Raw genomic sequence first — 16,715 nt, forward strand, 5'->3', positions numbered from 1 at the left:
TCTCCTGCAGGCTGGCGCGCGCATCGCGCTGCAGGACGGAGAGGATTTTTCTGTCAAGACGGTCCATAAAGCAGATTATTCAAAAAAAAGGCTTTTGTCAGAAAAATTTTCTGCAAACTGCGCCGAATGTTGAAAATACAGCAAATTCATCCGCGCGGCGCCCGCCATACTTCCTCCCCATCAAGGCGCTCTTACCGGGGCGCACGACATTGACCATTGCCCCGCCCGGTTACCGTCGGGCGGGGGCTTTGGCAAAGCCTTGCCGATGACTGTCGCCTTGGCGTCACCCGCGCCAGCAAAGACCGGCACAAACCCCGATGGCCCCTGGATGCTGCGCCGCCATAATTTTTTGGTTCACTCGCACAGCCTTCAGGAGACATCCCATGCAACCCACCAAACTGGCCCTGGGCCTGGCACTCGCCCTCGGCATTGCCGGCAGCGCCCTCGCGCAGACCACCATGCGCATCAGCATCTCGACGGCGCAGAACTCGCACCAGGGCGTGGCCATCGACACCTTCGCCAAGGAGGTCGAGAAGCGCACCAACGGCCGCTACAAGGTGCAGACCTTCTACAACGGCGCCCTGGGCGGCGAGCGCGAATCCATCGAGGCGGTGCAGCTGGGCACGCAGGAGCTGGCGTTCTCCTCCACCGGCCCGGTGCCCAATTTCGTGCCCGAGACCAAGATCCTGGACGTACCCTTCCTGTTCCGCGACAAGGCGCATGCCCGCGCGGTGCTGGACGGCCCGATCGGCCAGGACCTGCTGGCCAAGTTCGACGCCAAGGGCTTCAAGGCGCTGGCCTGGGCCGAAAACGGCTTTCGCCACATGACCAACAGCAAGCGCGACGTGAAGGGCCCCGAGGACCTGAAGGGCCTGAAGCTGCGCACCATGGAGAACCCGGTGCACATCGCCGCGTACAAGGGCTTTGGCATCATCACCACGCCCATGGCCTTCCCGGAAGTCTTCACCGCCCTGCAGCAGGGCACGGTGGACGGCCAGGAAAACCCCCTGCCCGTCATCATCTCGGCCAAGTTCGACCAGGTGCAAAAGCACCTGTCGCTCACTGGCCACGTCTATTCGCCTTGCATTTTCGTGATGAACAAGGGCGCGTTCGACAAGCTCTCTGCCGCCGACAAGCAGGCCTTCCTTGAAGCCGCCAAGGAGGGCACCCGCGCCAACCGCGCCCGCGTGGACGAGGACGACGCCAAGGGCGTGGCCGACCTGCGCGCCAAGGGCATGACGGTGATCGACAACCTGGACAAGGCCAAGTTCGTCGCGGCGCTGGCGCCGGTCAATGCCCAGTTCGAAAAGGAATTCGGCAAGGCCAACCTGGACAAGATCCGCAACTTCCAGTGATGCTACGTTTAACGTAGCATTCCACGCCCGTGGATCATGCGCCACGGGCGTTTTTCGTTGAAGAAAGCGATGCGCATGAAAGACCTTTTTCTTCGCTGCGAGCGCTGGAGCAGCGGCGCCAGCATGGTGCTGGCCTGCGCCATGCTGGCGGTGGCCGCCAGCCTCGGCATGTTCCAGATCCTGATGCGCTTCGTCTTCGAAGAGCCGGCCGAATGGACCGAAGTGCTGATCCGTTTCAGCCTGATCTGGATGGTGTTCCTGGCCATTCCGACGGCCTTTCGCCACGGCGCCATGGTCAGCGTGGACGTGCTGCGCCGCTGGAGCCCGCCCGGCGTGGGCCGCGCGCTCGACTGGATGGTGTGCCTGGCGTCGCTCGCCCTCATGGCGGTGCTGATCTGGTGGGGCTGGGACTATGCGCGCCGCGGCGGCGTGCAAACCATGGCGGGGCTGGAGTCGCTGTCCATGTTCTGGGCCTACTTGGCCATCCCCGTGGGTGCGGTGTTCGCCATTCCGGGCATCGTCGGCAACCTGCTCGACCCACGCCATGAAGAACTGGAGAACGCCCAATGACCGCCGTGATGATCTCCACCATGGCGCTGTGCTTTGCGCTGACGGTGTCGGTGGCCGTCTCCATCGGGCTGTCGGCCATCCTGGGCATCCAGGTGGCCAACGCCAACATGCTGATCGCCGTCAAGGAGATGTTCGGCGCCATCAACAAATTCCCGCTGGCGGCCATTCCGTTTTTCATCCTGGCGGGCAACCTCATGGAGACGGGCGGCATCTCGCGCCGCCTGGTCGAATTTGCCAAGAGCCTGGTGGGCGGCGTGCAGGGCGGCCTGCCCATGACCTGCGTGCTGACCTGCATGATCTTCGCGGCCGTCTCCGGCTCGTCGGTGGCGACCACCTTCGCCATCGGCGCCATCCTGATCCCGGCGCTGATCAAGCACGGCTATCCCACCAGCTATGCCGCCGCGCTGCAGGCCACCAGCGCCGAGCTGGGCGTGATCATCCCGCCGTCCATCCCCATGATCCTGTACGGTGTCAGCGCCGAGGTCTCCATTGGCGAGCTGTTCATCGCCGGCTTCGGACCCGGCTTGCTTATCAGCGGCGCGCTGATGCTGTTCGTCTGGGCCTACTGCAAGTACAAGGGCTGGGGCAAGCACGACGGGGACGGGCGCATGCCCTTCGGCCGCGCGCTGCTGCAGGCCGGCTGGGCACTGCTGATGCCCGTGATCATTCTGGGCGGCATCTACGGCGGCGTCTTCACGCCCACCGAGGCCTCGGCCGTGGCGGTGTTCTACGCGCTGGTGGTGGGCATGGTCGTGTACCGTGAGATCGGCGTGCGCGACCTATACGCGGTGCTTAAGAAATCGGCGATCTCGTCGGCCGTGATCATGTTCATCATCGCCAACGCAGGACTGTTCGCCTTCCTCATCACCCGCGCCGGCGTGCCCGACGCCATCGGCCGCTGGCTGCAGGAGGTGCTGCAGACGCCGACGCTGTTCCTACTGGGCGTGAACGTGGCGCTGTTCCTGATCGGCATGTTCATCGAGACCAGCGCCGCCATCATCGTGCTGGGGCCCATCCTGGCGCCGGTGGCGCAGCACTTCGGCGTCGACCCGGTGCACTTCGGGCTGATCATGGTGGTCAACCTGGCGCTGGGCATGATCACCCCGCCCTTCGGCGTGAACCTGTTTGCTGCCTGCACGGTGGCGCGTGTCTCGCTGGACCGCATCGTGGGGCACCTGCTGCCCTTCGTCGGGGTGATCCTGGTCTGCCTTTTGGTCATCACCTACGTGCCGCAGCTGTCGCTGTTCCTGCGCGACATCGTCTATGCGCGATGAACCCGGGGGCGCCGTGGCGCTGGCATAGAATCCGCCGCGTCAGGAGAGAGTGCCCACGCGGCACCGCCGAAGGCGCAGGCAGCGGCCGAACGCTCAGGCAAAAGGACTGACCACACGCCCGCAGGGATGCGGGCGTTTCCCTCGCTGGAGAGAGGCCGGACGCGCGCCAGAACGCGATCCCGCCCACCGAAGGAGCAAACCCCGCGCGCGGGGTGAATCTCTCAGGTAAAGCGGACAGCCGGGCAAATCTTGGGGCTCCAGCCAACAGGCGGGGCCGCATCACCATTTGCCTTGGAACCTGCCCGCCCTATGTCTACGACCGACGACACCCTGCTCAAGACCCCCCTGCACGGCCTGCACCTGGAGCTGGGCGCACGCATGGTGCCCTTTGCCGGCTATGCGATGCCTGTGCAGTACCCGGCCGGCCTGATGGCCGAGCACCAGCACACGCGCGCGCAGGCCAGCCTGTTCGACGTCTCGCATATGGGGCAGCTGCAGCTGGTGGGCCCGGACGCGGCCGCCGCGCTCGAGAGCCTGATGCCCATGGACCTCATCGACCTGCCGGCCGGGCGCCAGCGCTACGGCCTGCTGCTCAACGACCAGGGCGGCGTGATCGACGACCTGATGGTCTTCAACCAGGGCGAGGGCACGCTGTTCCTGATCGTCAACGGCGCCTGCAAGGCGGGCGACATCGCCCACATCCGTCAGCACATCGGCCAGCGCTGCGAGGTGCGGCCCCTGCCCGACCAGGCGCTGCTGGCGCTGCAGGGCCCGCAGGCCGCAACGGCCCTGAGCCGGCTGGTGCCCGAGGCGCTGGAGCTGGTCTTCATGGGCGGCGGCCTGTTCGACTGGCAGGGCGTGCCGCTGTTCATTACCCGCAGCGGCTACACGGGCGAGGATGGCTTCGAGCTGTCCGTGCCGGCGGTGCACGCCGAGGCGCTGGCGCGCACCTTGCTGGCGCAGCCCGAGGTGCGGCCCGCCGGCCTGGGCGCACGCAATTCGCTGCGGCTCGAAGCCGGACTGTGCCTGTACGGCAACGACATCGACGCGACCACCACCCCGGCCGAGGCCGCTCTCGGCTGGGCCATCCAGAAGGTGCGCCGCACGGGCGGCGCGCGCGCTGGCGGCTTTCCCGGTGCGCAGGTGGTGCTGGCGCAGCTCGACGATCCCAGCCAGTTGCAGCGCAAGCGCGTCGGCCTGGCGGCGCTCGAGCGCGTGCCGGTGCGCGAGGGCACGGTGCTGCAGACCGAATCCGGCGAGAGCGCCGGCGCGGTCACCAGCGGCCTGCTGGCTCCCACCCTGGACCGCCCCATCGCGCTGGCCTACGTCGCTCCTCACCTGGCTCGCCAGGGCATGCGCCTGCATGCCATCGTGCGCGGCAAGGCCGTGCCCATGGAGGTCGTGCCCACGCCCTTCGTGCCGCCGCGCTACCACCGCGGCTGAAAACCCCGCGGCCCGCCGCTACAGTGGCTCGGGCGCAGTCCCGCGCCTTTTTCACCTTTGTTCTCGACCTCTTTTTCGGAGCCCCCATGAGCATCCAGTATTCCAAGGACCACGAGTGGATCAACACCGCCGAGCCGGCCGCCGCCGTGGTCGGCATCACCGTGCACGCGCAAGACGCCCTAGGCGACGTGGTCTTCGTGGACCTGCCCGCCGTGGGCGCCTCCTTCAAGCAGGGCGAGATTGCCGGCGTGGTCGAATCGGTCAAGGCCGCGGCCGATGTGTACATGCCCGTCTCGGGCGAGATCGTGGAGGTCAACGAACAGCTGCGCGCCGACCCGTCGCTGGCCAACACCGACCCGCTGGGCGCGGGCTGGTTCTTCAAGGTCAAGCTCAGCGATGAGAAGGAACTGACCGGGCTGCTGGACGAGGCTGCGTACAACGAGTTTGCCGCCAGCGCGTGAGCTGGGTGGGCGCCGGCCCCGGCGCCATTTTCAAGCCAAAACCCGCTGCAGCCATTGCCCTGCATAGGCTTTCAGCTCCTGACTCAATAGCAAACCCGCAAAGGCCCCGCCATGCAGATGCCCGACGCCCTGCCCCTTGCCGCGCTGGAGAACGCCGCGGAATTCCTGCCGCGCCACATCGGCCCGGATGCGGCCCAGCAGCAGCACATGCTGTCGGCCGTCGGCGTGCCTTCACGCCGCGCGCTCATCGACTCGATCGTGCCGCGCTCCATCGCGCGCCAGAGCACGATGCAGCTGCCCGCGCCCACCACTGAGGCGACGGCGCTGGCCGAGCTGAAAGCCATCGCGGGCAAGAACCGGCTGCTGAAGAGCTTCATCGGCCAGGGCTACCACGGCACGCACACGCCCGGCGTCATCCTGCGCAACGTGCTGGAGAACCCAGCCTGGTACACGGCCTACACGCCCTACCAGGCCGAGATCAGCCAGGGCCGGATGGAGGCGCTGATCAACTTCCAGACCATGGTCACGGATCTCACCGGCATGGACATCGCCAACGCCTCCATGCTGGACGAGGCCACCGCCGCAGCCGAAGCCATGACGCTGGCGCGCCGCTCGGTCAAGGCGGCCAGCAACCGCTTCATCGTCGCCGGCGACGCGCACCCGCAAACCATTGAAGTCATCCAGACACGCGCCGAGCCGCTGGGCATCGAGGTGGTGCTGGCCAATTCCCGGGGGGAATGGGACGCGGCCGTGGACGGCGAATACTTCGCGCTGCTGGTGCAGTACCCTGCCACCAGCGGGCGCATCGACGACGTGCAGTTCTTGCGCGCCGCGGCCGAGAAGGCCCACGCGCGCAATGCCGCCGTGATCGCCTGCGCCGACCTGCTGGCGCTGACCCTGATCGTGCCGCCCGGCGAATGGGGCGCCGACATCGTCGTCGGCACCACGCAGCGCTTTGGCATGCCCATGGGCGCCGGCGGCCCGCACGCCGCCTACATGGCCTGCCGCGACGCCTTCAAACGGTCGCTCCCTGGGCGCCTGGTGGGCGTCAGCGTGGACGCGCATGGCAAGCCGGCCTACCGCCTGGCGCTGCAAACGCGCGAGCAGCACATCCGCCGCGAAAAGGCCACCTCCAACATCTGCACCGCGCAGGTGCTGCCGGCCGTAGTGGCCAGCATGTACGCCGTCTACCACGGCCCTTCAGGGCTGACCCGCATCGCCCGGCGCGTCGCTACCTACACCGCCATCCTGGCGCAGGGTTTGAAGGCCCTGGGCGCGCCGCTGCGCGAGCACGCCAGCTTCGACACCCTGAGCCTGCACACCGGCGCCGCTACCAAGGCAGTAGCTGCCCGCGCAGTCTCCATGGGCGCCAACCTGCGCATCTACTGGAACGAGTACCTGTGCGTCTCGCTGGACGAGACCACCACCCGGGCCGATGTCGAGCTGCTGTGGAAGATCTTCGCCACGGACGGCCAGGCCGTGCCCAGCTTTGCTGATTTCGAGATGGGCGTGGACACGCTGATCCCGCAAGCGCTGCGCCGCGCAAGCAGCTTCCTGGCGCACCCGGTGTTCAACACGCACCACAGCGAGACGGCCATGCTGCGCTACATACGCAGCCTGTCCGACAAGGACCTGGCGCTGGACCGCACCATGATCCCGCTGGGCTCGTGCACCATGAAGCTCAACGCCACCAGCGAGATGATCCCCATCACCTGGCCGGAATTTGCCAACGTGCACCCCTTCGCCCCTGCCGACCAGCTGGAGGGCTACCGCGAGCTGGATGCGCAGCTGCGCCAGTGGCTGTGCCAGGCCACCGGCTACGCGGGGGTCAGCCTGCAACCCAACGCCGGCAGCCAGGGCGAATACGCGGGCCTGCTGGCCATCCGCGCCTGGCACGCCGCACGGGGCCAGCAGCAGCGCACCGTCTGCCTGATCCCCAGCAGCGCCCACGGCACCAACCCGGCCAGCGCGCAGATGGTGGGCATGCAGGTGGTGGTCACCCAGTGCGACGACAACGGCAACGTCGATCTGGCCGATCTGAAGGCGCAATGCGAGAAGCACAGCGCGAACCTGGCCTGCATCATGATCACCTACCCCAGCACGCACGGCGTGTTCGAGCAGCACGTCAAGGACGTTTGCGAACTGGTGCACGCGCACGGCGGGCGGGTGTACGTGGACGGCGCCAACATGAACGCCATGGTCGGCGTGGCCGCGCCGGGCGAGTTCGGCGGCGACGTGAGCCACCTGAATCTGCACAAGACTTTCTGCATCCCGCACGGCGGCGGCGGCCCGGGCGTGGGGCCGGTGTGCGTGGTCGAAGACCTGGTGCCCTATCTGCCCGGCCACGCGACGGCCGACATCCACGGCAAGGTCGGCGCCGTCAGCGCCGCGCCCCTGGGCAACGCGGCCGTGCTGCCGATCTCGTGGATGTACATCCGCATGATGGGCGCGCAGGGCCTGACGGACGCCACCGAAGTGGCCATCCTGAGCGCCAACTACATCAGCGCGCGCCTGAAGGACCACTACCCGACGCTGTACGCCAGCGCCAACGGCCACGTGGCGCACGAGTGCATCCTGGATCTGCGACCCCTCAAGGAGACCAGTGGCATCACGGCCGAGGACGTGGCCAAGCGTCTGATCGACTACGGCTTCCACGCGCCCACGCTGAGCTTCCCGGTGCCGGGCACGCTCATGGTCGAGCCCACCGAGAGCGAGGACCTGGCCGAGCTGGACCGCTTCATCGATGCCATGATCGCCATCCGCGGCGAGATCCGGCTGGTCGAGGATGGCACCTGGCCGCGGGACGACAACCCGCTGAAAAACGCCCCGCACACGGCCGAGAGCCTGCTGGCCGCCGACTGGGCGCGGCCCTACCCGCGCGAGGCTGCCGCCTACCCGGTGCCCGGCCTGCGCCGCTCCAAATACTGGAGCCCCGTGGGCCGCGTGGACAACGTGCATGGCGACCGCAACCTGTTCTGCTCGTGCGTGCCGGTGGCCGAACTGGACTGACGCGCCCTGCCTGGCAGGCGGCAAAGGGCCCTACCATCGGGCCCTTGCTTCTTTTGCTTCCACGAGACGACCCCATGCCCCCTACCCTCGCCTGTGCCCTGCTCGCCAGCCTGCTGGCCGCACCCCTCGCCGTTTCTGCCCAGGCCTCGGCGCCTGCGTCCACGCCCGTGACCACAGGGAGCGGCCTGGTCTATGAATCGCTCAAGGAGGGCACGGGCGCATCGCCCAGGGCCACCGACACCGTGCGAGTCCACTACCGCGGCACGCTGGCCGATGGCAAGGAGTTCGACAGCTCCCACAAGCGCGGCGAGCCGACCGAGTTTCCGCTCAACCGCGTCATCCCCTGCTGGACGGAAGGCGTGCAGCGCATGAAGCCGGGCGGCAAGGCGCGCCTGACCTGCCCGCCAGCGATTGCCTACGGCGCGCGCGGCGCGGGCGGAGTGATCCCGCCCAACGCCACGCTGACCTTCGAAATCGAACTGCTGTCGGTGCGCTGAGCGCCCGCCCCGGCGCTCGCGCCGCGCGCCCATGAGCCGCCCCGACCTGTCCTTTCTGCTTAACGCCGCCGCCGGCCTGCCCGGCGAGGCGGACATGCCGGCGCCCGGGGTGGACACTGCCCCGTCCGAGGCGGTTGAATCCCTGCCCTCGGGCCGCTCCCTCACCGCGCTCATCGAGGAGCTGCGCGCCTCCAAGGCCGAGCTGGAGGCGCAGAACCGCGTCCTGCACTACAGCCAGGCGTCGGCCGAAAGCGCGTCCGAGCGCTTCGAGGCACTGTTCTCCAGCGTCCCGCTGGCGCTCATGGTGGTGGACGAGCACGACATGGTGGTGCAGGCCAACTCCATGGCGCACCGCTCGTTCCAGCCGCTGGAGCATGACCGCCCGCTCACGGCGCTGCTGCCTTTCGTCGCCGCCGAGCACGTGGAGCGCGTGCAGGCCGCCTTCGCCGCCGCGAGCGAGCGGGGCACGGCCGAGGCCACCGAGGTGGTGTTTCGCATCGACGACGCGCGCCGCATCACGGGCGACCTGCACATCGCCCACATCGAAGCGCAAGGCGATGCTGAACAGCCGCCGCTGCCCCAGTTCCTGTGCGCGGTGATCGACCAGGGGCCACTGCTGGCCGAGCGCCAGGCCCTCAAGCTCAGCGCCGCCGAGCTGCAGGAGCGCAACGCCCAGCTGCACGCCAGCGAGCGGCGGCTGGAGGCGGTGATCAACTCCGCGCTGGACGCCATCATCTGCGTGGACCAGCACCAGCGCATCACCGTCTTCAATCCCACGGCGGCCATGCTGTTCCAGTGCCCGGCCAGCGATGCGCTAGGCAGCCTCATCACCCGCTTCTTCCCGAGCGCCGCGCAAATGCTGGCCTTCGCGCAGCTGACCACGCAAGCGGTGCTGGGCGAGATGACGGCCCTCACCGCCTCGGGGCGCGAACTGGCGGTGGAGGTGAGCGTCTCGTTCGAGCGCCACGCCGAGGGCGAGACGACCACCGTGTTCGCGCGCGACCTCACCGCCAGGAAGCGCGAGGAAGCACGCCGCGCCGAGCTGGAGGCGCAGCTGCGCGAGTCGCACAAGATGCAGGCCATGGGCACCATGGCCGGCGGCATCGCGCACGACTTCAACAACATCCTGCACGCCATCCTTGGCAACGTGGAGTTGGCCCGCGCCGACAGCCGTCCTGGCACGTCGGCGTACGAGAGCCTGCTAGAGATCGACAAGGCCGGCCGCCGCGCACGCGACCTGGTGCGCCAGATCCTCACCTTCAGCCGCAACGAGGCGCCCCGGCGCACGCACGTTGCGCTGGCCGAGGTGGCGCGCGACACCCAGCGCCTGCTGCGCGTGACCCTGCCGCCGCAGATAGCGCTGAGCATCCACGAGGAGCCGCGGCTGCCGCCGGCGCTGGCCGACGCCACCCAGGTCGAGCAGGCGCTGCTGAACCTGTGCACCAACGCCATCCACGCCATTGGCGCCAGGCGTGGCAGTATCCAGGTGGAGCTGACCGGCGCGCAGCCGAGCCAGCGCCTGCGCGAGCGCCTGGGGCTGTCGGGCGAGCAATACGTCAGCGTCAGCGTGCGCGACGACGGCCCCGGCATGGACGCGGCCACGCTGTCGCGCATCTTCGAGCCCTTCTTCACCACCAAGCCGGTGGGCCAGGGCACGGGCCTGGGCCTGGCCGTGGTGCACGGCGTGATGCGCACGCACGAAGGCGCCATCGACGTGCACAGCACGCCCGGCCAGGGCACCTGCTTCACGCTGTACTTTCCGGCGGCGCCGGAGGCCGCGAGCACGACGAGCGCGAGCGCACCCGTGGCGGCGCCCCAGCCGCCCGCCCTGCCGCCCGCTGCCGGCCCGGCCGCGCCCACGGCGCCCGAGCCGGACAAGCCCCAGCGCAGGCGCCACGTCCTCTACGTGGACGACGACGAAGCCCTGGTCTTCCTGGTGCAGCGCCTGCTGCGCCGGCGCGGCTATGAGGTCACGGGCTTCACCGACCCGCGCCAGGCCACCGAGGCGCTGCGCGCCGCGCCGGGCCGCTACGACCTGCTGGTGACCGACTACAACATGCCCGGCTTCTCCGGTCTCGACCTGGTGCGCGCGGCGCACGCCATCCGCGCCGACCTGCCCATAGCGCTGGCCTCGGGCTACGTCACCGCCGACATCGAGCAGCAGGCGCTGGCCGAGGGCGCGCGCGCACTGATCCACAAGCCCAACGACGTGCAGGAGCTGTGTGCCACGGTGGATCGCCTCGTCCATGGCGCCTGACAGCGTCCGCGCCGCGGGCGTCTCCTGCCTCTACGCCGACAACGACCTGCTGGTGCTGGACAAACCCGCCGGCCTGCTGTGCGTGCCCGGGCGCGGCGCCGACAAGCAGGACTGCCTGAGTGCCCGCGCCCAGGCCCTGTGGCCGGACTCCCTGGTGGTGCACCGGCTCGACCAGGCCACCTCAGGCCTGGTGCTGATGGCGCGCCACCCGGGCACGCAGCGCGCCCTGGGCGAGGCCTTCGCGGCCGGGCGCGTGCACAAGACCTACCACGCCGTGGTGCACGGCCTGCCGCGCCCGCCCGGCGAGGATGGCGGCTGGGGCGTGATCGACGCCCCGCTGATGCGCGACTGGCCACGGCGCCCGCTGCAGAAGGTGGACTGGGCCCAGGGCAAGCCCAGCCGCACGCGCTGGCGCGTGCTGCAGGCGGACGCCGCACGCGACTGCGCCCTGCTGGAGCTCGAACCCCTCACGGGCCGCACGCACCAGCTGCGGCTGCACCTGGCCTACATCGGCCACCCCATCCTGGGCGATGCCCTCTACGCCGACGAAGCCGCGCGCCAGCGGGCGCCGCGCCTGCTGCTGCATGCCAGCGCGCTGGCTTTCGAGTATCCGGCGCGGGGCGACGCACAGCGTTTCGACTCGCCCCATCCCTTCGCGCCCTTTCTGACTACCATCACGCCATGACCCAGCACCTGTTCATCCTCACCGGCGGCTCGCGCGGCATGGGCCTGGCCCTGGCCCGCCAGCTGCTCGAGCCCGGCCACACCCTCATCAGCATCGCGCGCCACGAGTGCCCCGACCTGCAGGCGCCCGCGGGCGCCGGGCTCGAGCAATGGACCCTGAACTTGGCCGACGGCGCCCACGCCGCCGACCAGCTGCGCGGCTGGCTGGCCGGCCAGCCGGCCGGGCGCTTTGCCAGCGCCGCGCTGATCAACAACGCCGGTGTCATCCCGCCCATCGCGCCACTGTCAGCCAGCGACCCGCGCGACCTGGCCCACGCCCTGCGCGTGGGGCTGGAGGCGCCCATGCAGCTGACCGCCGCCTTCCTCGGCGCCACCGAGGACTGGGGCGTGCCGCGCCGGGTGCTCAACATCTCCTCGGGCCTGGGCCGGCGCGCCATGGCGTCGCAGGCGGCCTATTGCGCCGCCAAGGCGGGCATGGACCATTTCACGCGCTGCCTGGCACTGGACGAGGCCGCCAAGCCGCACGGCGCGCGCGTATGCTCGCTGGCGCCCGGCGTCATCGACACCGACATGCAGACCCAGCTGCGCAGCGCCGACGCGGCCGACTTCCCGGACGTGGGCAACTTCGCGCAACTCAAGGAGGGCGGCCTGTTGGCCAGCCCCGAGGCCGCCGCCGCGCGCGTGCTGGCCTGGCTGCAGCGGCCCGACTTCGGCGCGCAGCCCGTGGCCGACGTGCGCGAAGGCTGAAGCACTACATTTTTAATAGCTAAAGGTCGTTGCACAGCAACGTCAAAAGCCGTTTTTCCTCGGTATTTTTGCCGATTTTTTCATCCCAGGAGATCCCACCATGACCCGTGAAGTCGTCGTCGCCAGCGCCGTGCGCACCGCCATTGGCACCTTTGGCGGCAGCCTGAAGGACGTGCCCCCCACCGAGCTGGGCGCCCTGGTGGTGCGCGAGGCCCTGGCCCGCGCCCAGGTCGAGGGCAAGGACGTGGGCCACGTGGTGTTCGGCCACGTGGTCAACACCGAGCCGCGCGACATGTACCTGTCGCGCCTGGCGGCCATCAACGGTGGCTGCCCCAACGAGACCCCCGCCATGAACGTCAACCGCCTGTGCGGCTCGGGCCTGCAGGCCATCGTCAGCGCCAGCCAGAGCATCCTGCTGGGCGACTGCGACGTGGCCATCGGTGCCGGCGCCGAGAACATGAGTCGTGCGCCCTACGCCAGCCTGAACACCCGCTGGGGCGCGCGCATGGGCGACGCCAAGATGGTGGACATGATGGTCGGCGCGCTGCACGACCCCTTCCACACCATCCACATGGGCGTGACGGCCGAGAACGTGGCGCGCGAGTTTGGCATCACGCGCGAGGACCAGGACGCGCTGGCCCTGGAGAGCCACCAGCGCGCCGAGCGCGCCTGGGCCGAGGGCCGCTTCAAGGACCAGATCGTCCCCGTCATGCTCAAGAGCAGGAAGGGCGAAACGGCCTTCGACCGCGATGAGCACTTCCGCGCCGGCGCCCAGCTGGCCGACTTCCAGAAGATGAAGCCGGTGTTCGTGAAGGAGGACGGCACGGTGACCGCGGCCAACGCCTCGGGCATCAACGACGCGGCCGCCGCCGTGCTGCTGATGGACGCAGCCGCCGCCAAGAGCCGCGGCGTTCAGCCCCTGGCGCGGCTGGTGGGCTACGCCCATGCTGGCGTCGAGCCTAAGATCATGGGCATCGGCCCGGTGCCGGCCACCAAGGCCGTGCTGGCGCGCTGCGGCCTGTCGCTCGACCAGATGGACGTGATCGAGGCCAACGAGGCCTTCGCCGCGCAGGCCTGCGCCGTCACCCGCGGCCTGGGAGCCGACCCGGCGCGCGTCAACCCCAACGGTTCGGGCATCTCGCTGGGCCACCCCATCGGCGCCACGGGCGCGCTGATCACCGTCAAGGCGCTGCATGAACTGCAGCGCATCCAGGGCCGCTACGCCCTGGTGACGATGTGCATCGGCGGCGGCCAGGGCATCGCGGCGGTGTTCGAGCGCATGTGAAAAAGCCGCCAGGGCGGGGCAGGCGCTGCGCCTTGTCCCGCCCTGGCGGCCTGATATCAAAACAGCGCCGGCCTGCCGGGCCGGCGCGGCTGCGGGGCGGTGGCGCTCAGGCGCGCACCACCAGCACCGGAACGTGGGCCACGCCCAGCACGCGCTGCGTGACGCTGCCCAGCACCAGCTTCTCCAGGCCACGGCGGCCGTGCGAGCCCATGACGATCAGGTCCGCGCCCGTGCTCTCCACGGCGCGCATCACGCCGTCGTGCACCGCATGGCCTTCGCCCACGAGGGCGTCCACGCTGGCCACGCCGGCGCTGGTGAGCGCCGTCTTCGCCGCGTCCAGGGCGGTGTTGGCCTCGGCCGTGGCGGCGCTCAGGTACTGCGCCTGGCCGTAGGCAAAGTCGGCCCCCACCCCGGTGAAGGGATAGGGGTCAACCACATACAGCACCGTCACCGCGCTGCCGAAGGCCTTGGCCAGCCCCGCGGCCTTGGCCACCGCCTGCATGGATGTGTCGGAGCCGTCGACGGGAACGAGGATGCGCTGGAACATGGAAAACTCCTTTTTTGTGTCTTGAATGCCGGCCCCTTGCCGGCGGGCCTTCCCGGGCGCTGCGGCCCCGGCGGGCCTGCCCGCATCATGACACGTCATCCCCCAGAAAAGCCCCGCGCCGGCAGGTCAGCACCAGCGTGTCGCGCCAGCCGTGCCCGCCTTCGGGCTGGATAGGCGTGGTCTCGTGGATCATGCGCGCATCGTCGAGCAGCATGACCGACCAGGGCTCGCTCAGCGTGAAGCGCTGCCCGCCCGGGCCATGGGCCTCGAAGATGCGCGTCTCACCGCCCTTGATGTTCTCGCGCGCCACCAGGAACACAGCCACCAGGTCCACCCCGTCGCGGTGCGCTCCCTCGGGCGTGGGGCGGCCGATGCCGCCCTCGGTGTCGATGCGGAACTGGTGGGCCTCGACGAACCAGCGCTCTTCCCCGGGCGCCAGCACCGCCCGGGTGACACCGGCCACCGCGCGCAGGAGCGCCTGCCAGGCCGGCTGCGCCACGGTGGCCGCCTGCATGGGGCCGAACCAGCGCAACATGCCGCCGTGCAGGGCGTTGTATTCGATCGGCTGGTAGTGCGCCCGGTGCGGCACCTGCTCCAGCGCAGCGCCCTCGGCCACGAAGCAGGCGTGGCGCCTGCACCGGTAGCGGCCACCGTCCTTCAGGTGCTCGTCCGGCGGCAGGTCGCCCCAGTCGTGTGCCAGCGCCTGCAGCTGCTCCAGCGTGCAGCCCGCCCATTCGGCCGTATCGTGCGGGCGCAGGATGGCGTAGCCCCGGTCGCGCAGCTGCTGCTCGACGTGACAGGCAGGGGTGTAGGGAGGGGAAAAGGTGATGTGGGCCATGGTCGAACAGCTTACGCCCTGGCAGGCGGGGCTGCCCCAACGAAGCGCTGGAACGCTGAAAACGCGCGCAGACAATCCCAAAATGCAAACAAAAGGCCTTGCGCCAAAATGACGCAAGGCCTTGATTTCATTGGTCGGAGCGGCGGGATTCGAACTCGCGACCCTCTGCTCCCAAAGCAGATGCGCTACCAGGCTGCGCTACGCTCCGACAGCGCGCATTCTAACCCGCCTGCAAGGCAGTCTCGGCAACACGAAAGGATGATTTCGCAGCAAGGCGCCGGCGGCGCCGTGCGCTCAGCGGCTCGACGACGGCCCCGGGCCCCGGCCGGGCAGGTGGCGGAAGGTGATGCGGCCCTTGGTCAGGTCGTAGGGCGACATCTCCAGCGACACCTTGTCGCCCGCCAGGATGCGGATGTGGTGCTTGCGCATCTTGCCGCCGGTGTAGGCGATGAGCTGGTGACCGTTGTCCAGCGTTACGCGAAAGCGCGAGTCAGGCAGCACTTCGGTGACGCTGCCCTGCATCTCGATGAGTTCTTCTTTGGCCATGAAGGATGATGGATCGTGGAATAACGGATTTTGCTATGCCGCGACCTGATGCACCCGTAGGCCGGGCGCCTCCGTACCCCTTCGCAGGCGCCCTACACGCGAGGGCCGTCGTCATGCAATGCAGCTGCGGTGAAAGCGCTGCACCCAGGGCGCGGGGGGCGAATAGCCGCTGTGACGAGGGCTTGGGCAGCGCTCGAAATGGCAGCAGGCAGGACGCTGTGCGTAACCGGGCAATTGTAATGCGCGCGCTGGCGCGCTGGCGCGCTGGCGCGCTGGCGCCCGCACGAGCGCACCTACAATGGCCCGCCCATCCGCCCCACCCTGCTTCTGGAGTTGCCTGCCCGTGTCCGACCGCCTCGCCGTCCTGCCCCAATACCTGCTGCCCAAGCAGGCCCTCAGCGTCTTGGCCGGCTGGTTTGCCTCGGCACGCGCGGGCGGACTGACGACCGGGGCAATCCGGCGTTTCGTCGCGCGCTACGGCGTGGACATGAGCGAGGCGGCCGAGCCGGACATCGCCAGCTACGCCACTTTCAACGACTTCTTCACCCGGGCCCTGCGCCCGGGTGCGCGGCCGCTGGCGCAGGCCGACGCGATCTGCCCGGTGGACGGCGTGGTCAGCCAGCTCGGCCCCATCGAGCAGGACCGCATCTTCCAAGCCAAGGGGCACCACTACAGCACCACGGCGCTGCTGGCGGGCGACGCCGAACTGGCCGAGCGCTTCCGTGACGGCAGCTTCGCCACCATCTACCTGAGTCCGCGCGACTACCACCGCATCCACATGCCCTGCGATGGTCGGCTGCTGCGCATGGAGCACGTGCCGGGCAGCCTGTTTTCCGTCAACCCGACCACGGCGCGGGGCGTGCCCGGGCTATTCGCGCGCAATGAACGCGTGGTCTGCCTGTTCGACACGCCGCTCGGGCCCATGGCGCTGGTGCTGGTTGGCGCGACCATCGTCGGCAGCATGGCCACCGTGTGGCACGGACAGGTCAATCCGCCGCGCACAGGCCGGCTGCGCCGCTGGGACTACGGCGATCAGCAGATCGTGCTGCGCCAGGGCGAGGAGATGGGGCGCTTTTTGCTCGGCTCCACCGTGGTGCTGCTATTCGAGCGTGACGCCGTGCGCTTCGGGGTTGACTGGGCGGCACTGCGCCCGACGCGCCTGGGCGACGCCATGGCCACGGCCCTGCGCCGCGGCTGACGCG

The 16,715-nt window shown here is 69.3% G+C and carries 16 protein-coding genes, 1 tRNA gene and 2 riboswitches; of the genes, 12 read left to right on the plus strand and 5 right to left on the minus strand.

Annotation, left to right across the window (positions count from 1 at the left end):
• On the minus strand, positions 1-67 hold a 67-nt coding region (locus tag RT051_RS10120), incomplete at its 3' end, for an AsnC family transcriptional regulator (protein WP_313076055.1).
• Positions 68-383: 316 nt separating this feature from the next.
• On the opposite strand from RT051_RS10120, the gene RT051_RS10125 reads away from it, so the two are divergent.
• From RT051_RS10125 to bktB, 11 genes are all read left to right on the plus strand, one after another.
• A complete protein-coding gene (locus tag RT051_RS10125; RefSeq protein ID WP_313075978.1) occupies positions 384-1,355 on the plus strand; it encodes a TRAP transporter substrate-binding protein in 972 nt (323 codons plus the stop codon).
• Between the two features lie 75 nt (positions 1,356-1,430).
• Positions 1,431-1,925 carry a TRAP transporter small permease gene (locus RT051_RS10130; protein ID WP_313075980.1) on the plus strand — a complete coding sequence of 165 codons (495 nt, stop codon included), beginning with the start codon at positions 1,431-1,433 and terminating at the stop codon, positions 1,923-1,925.
• Entirely contained in the window at positions 1,922-3,199 is a 1,278-nt protein-coding gene (locus tag RT051_RS10135) for a TRAP transporter large permease (RefSeq protein ID WP_313075983.1), read from the plus strand. The genes RT051_RS10130 and RT051_RS10135 overlap by 4 nt, the downstream gene beginning before the upstream one ends.
• Positions 3,200-3,237: 38 nt before the next feature.
• A riboswitch (glycine riboswitch) is annotated at positions 3,238-3,310 on the plus strand.
• A gap of 23 nt (positions 3,311-3,333) precedes the next feature.
• Positions 3,334-3,447: riboswitch (glycine riboswitch) on the plus strand.
• Between the two features lie 61 nt (positions 3,448-3,508).
• Positions 3,509-4,642 carry a glycine cleavage system aminomethyltransferase GcvT gene (gene gcvT / locus RT051_RS10140; RefSeq protein ID WP_313075985.1) on the plus strand — a complete coding sequence of 378 codons (1,134 nt, stop codon included), beginning with the start codon at positions 3,509-3,511 and terminating at the stop codon, positions 4,640-4,642.
• An 86-nt stretch (positions 4,643-4,728) separates the two neighbouring features.
• Entirely contained in the window at positions 4,729-5,103 is a 375-nt protein-coding gene (gcvH, locus tag RT051_RS10145) for a glycine cleavage system protein GcvH (protein ID WP_313075988.1), read from the plus strand.
• Positions 5,104-5,214: 111 nt separating this feature from the next.
• Entirely contained in the window at positions 5,215-8,112 is a 2,898-nt protein-coding gene (gene gcvP, locus RT051_RS10150; protein WP_313075989.1) for an aminomethyl-transferring glycine dehydrogenase, read from the plus strand.
• Between the two features lie 74 nt (positions 8,113-8,186).
• Positions 8,187-8,609, plus strand: coding sequence for an FKBP-type peptidyl-prolyl cis-trans isomerase (locus RT051_RS10155; protein ID WP_313075992.1), 423 nt, complete (start codon positions 8,187-8,189; stop codon positions 8,607-8,609).
• 31 nt (positions 8,610-8,640) lie between these two features.
• Complete coding sequence (locus RT051_RS10160; RefSeq protein ID WP_313075995.1) at positions 8,641-10,866, plus strand: ATP-binding protein; 2,226 nt, start codon at positions 8,641-8,643, stop codon at positions 10,864-10,866.
• The gene (locus tag RT051_RS10165; RefSeq protein WP_313075998.1) at positions 10,856-11,551 is read left to right on the plus strand and encodes an RluA family pseudouridine synthase; all 696 of its coding nucleotides are present in this window, start codon (positions 10,856-10,858) and stop codon (positions 11,549-11,551) included. The genes RT051_RS10160 and RT051_RS10165 overlap by 11 nt, the downstream gene beginning before the upstream one ends.
• Entirely contained in the window at positions 11,548-12,297 is a 750-nt protein-coding gene (locus RT051_RS10170) for an SDR family NAD(P)-dependent oxidoreductase (protein ID WP_313076000.1), read from the plus strand. The genes RT051_RS10165 and RT051_RS10170 overlap by 4 nt, the downstream gene beginning before the upstream one ends.
• 100 nt (positions 12,298-12,397) lie before the next feature.
• Positions 12,398-13,582 (plus strand): beta-ketothiolase BktB, encoded by a 1,185-nt coding sequence (gene bktB, locus RT051_RS10175; protein WP_313076002.1) that lies wholly within the window; start codon positions 12,398-12,400, stop codon positions 13,580-13,582.
• 106 nt (positions 13,583-13,688) lie between these two features.
• Here bktB and RT051_RS10180 read toward each other — a convergent pair whose 3' ends face one another.
• From RT051_RS10180 to infA, 4 genes are all read right to left on the minus strand, one after another.
• A complete protein-coding gene (locus RT051_RS10180; protein ID WP_313076004.1) occupies positions 13,689-14,129 on the minus strand; it encodes a universal stress protein in 441 nt (146 codons plus the stop codon).
• An 85-nt stretch (positions 14,130-14,214) separates the two neighbouring features.
• On the minus strand, positions 14,215-14,967 hold the full coding sequence (locus RT051_RS10185; RefSeq protein WP_313076007.1) for a 2OG-Fe dioxygenase family protein: 753 nt from the start codon (positions 14,965-14,967) through the stop codon (positions 14,215-14,217).
• Positions 14,968-15,098: 131 nt separating this feature from the next.
• Positions 15,099-15,175, minus strand: a tRNA-Pro gene (locus RT051_RS10190).
• An 86-nt stretch (positions 15,176-15,261) separates the two neighbouring features.
• Positions 15,262-15,513 (minus strand): translation initiation factor IF-1, encoded by a 252-nt coding sequence (gene infA / locus RT051_RS10195; protein ID WP_271463468.1) that lies wholly within the window; start codon positions 15,511-15,513, stop codon positions 15,262-15,264.
• 343 nt (positions 15,514-15,856) lie between these two features.
• Between infA and asd the strand changes: the two genes are divergently transcribed.
• On the plus strand, positions 15,857-16,711 hold the full coding sequence (asd, locus tag RT051_RS10200) for an archaetidylserine decarboxylase (protein WP_313076013.1): 855 nt from the start codon (positions 15,857-15,859) through the stop codon (positions 16,709-16,711).
• Positions 16,712-16,715 lie beyond the last annotated feature (4 nt).

This window comes from Melaminivora sp., assembly GCF_032059615.1.
Classification (GTDB): domain Bacteria; phylum Pseudomonadota; class Gammaproteobacteria; order Burkholderiales; family Burkholderiaceae_C; genus Melaminivora.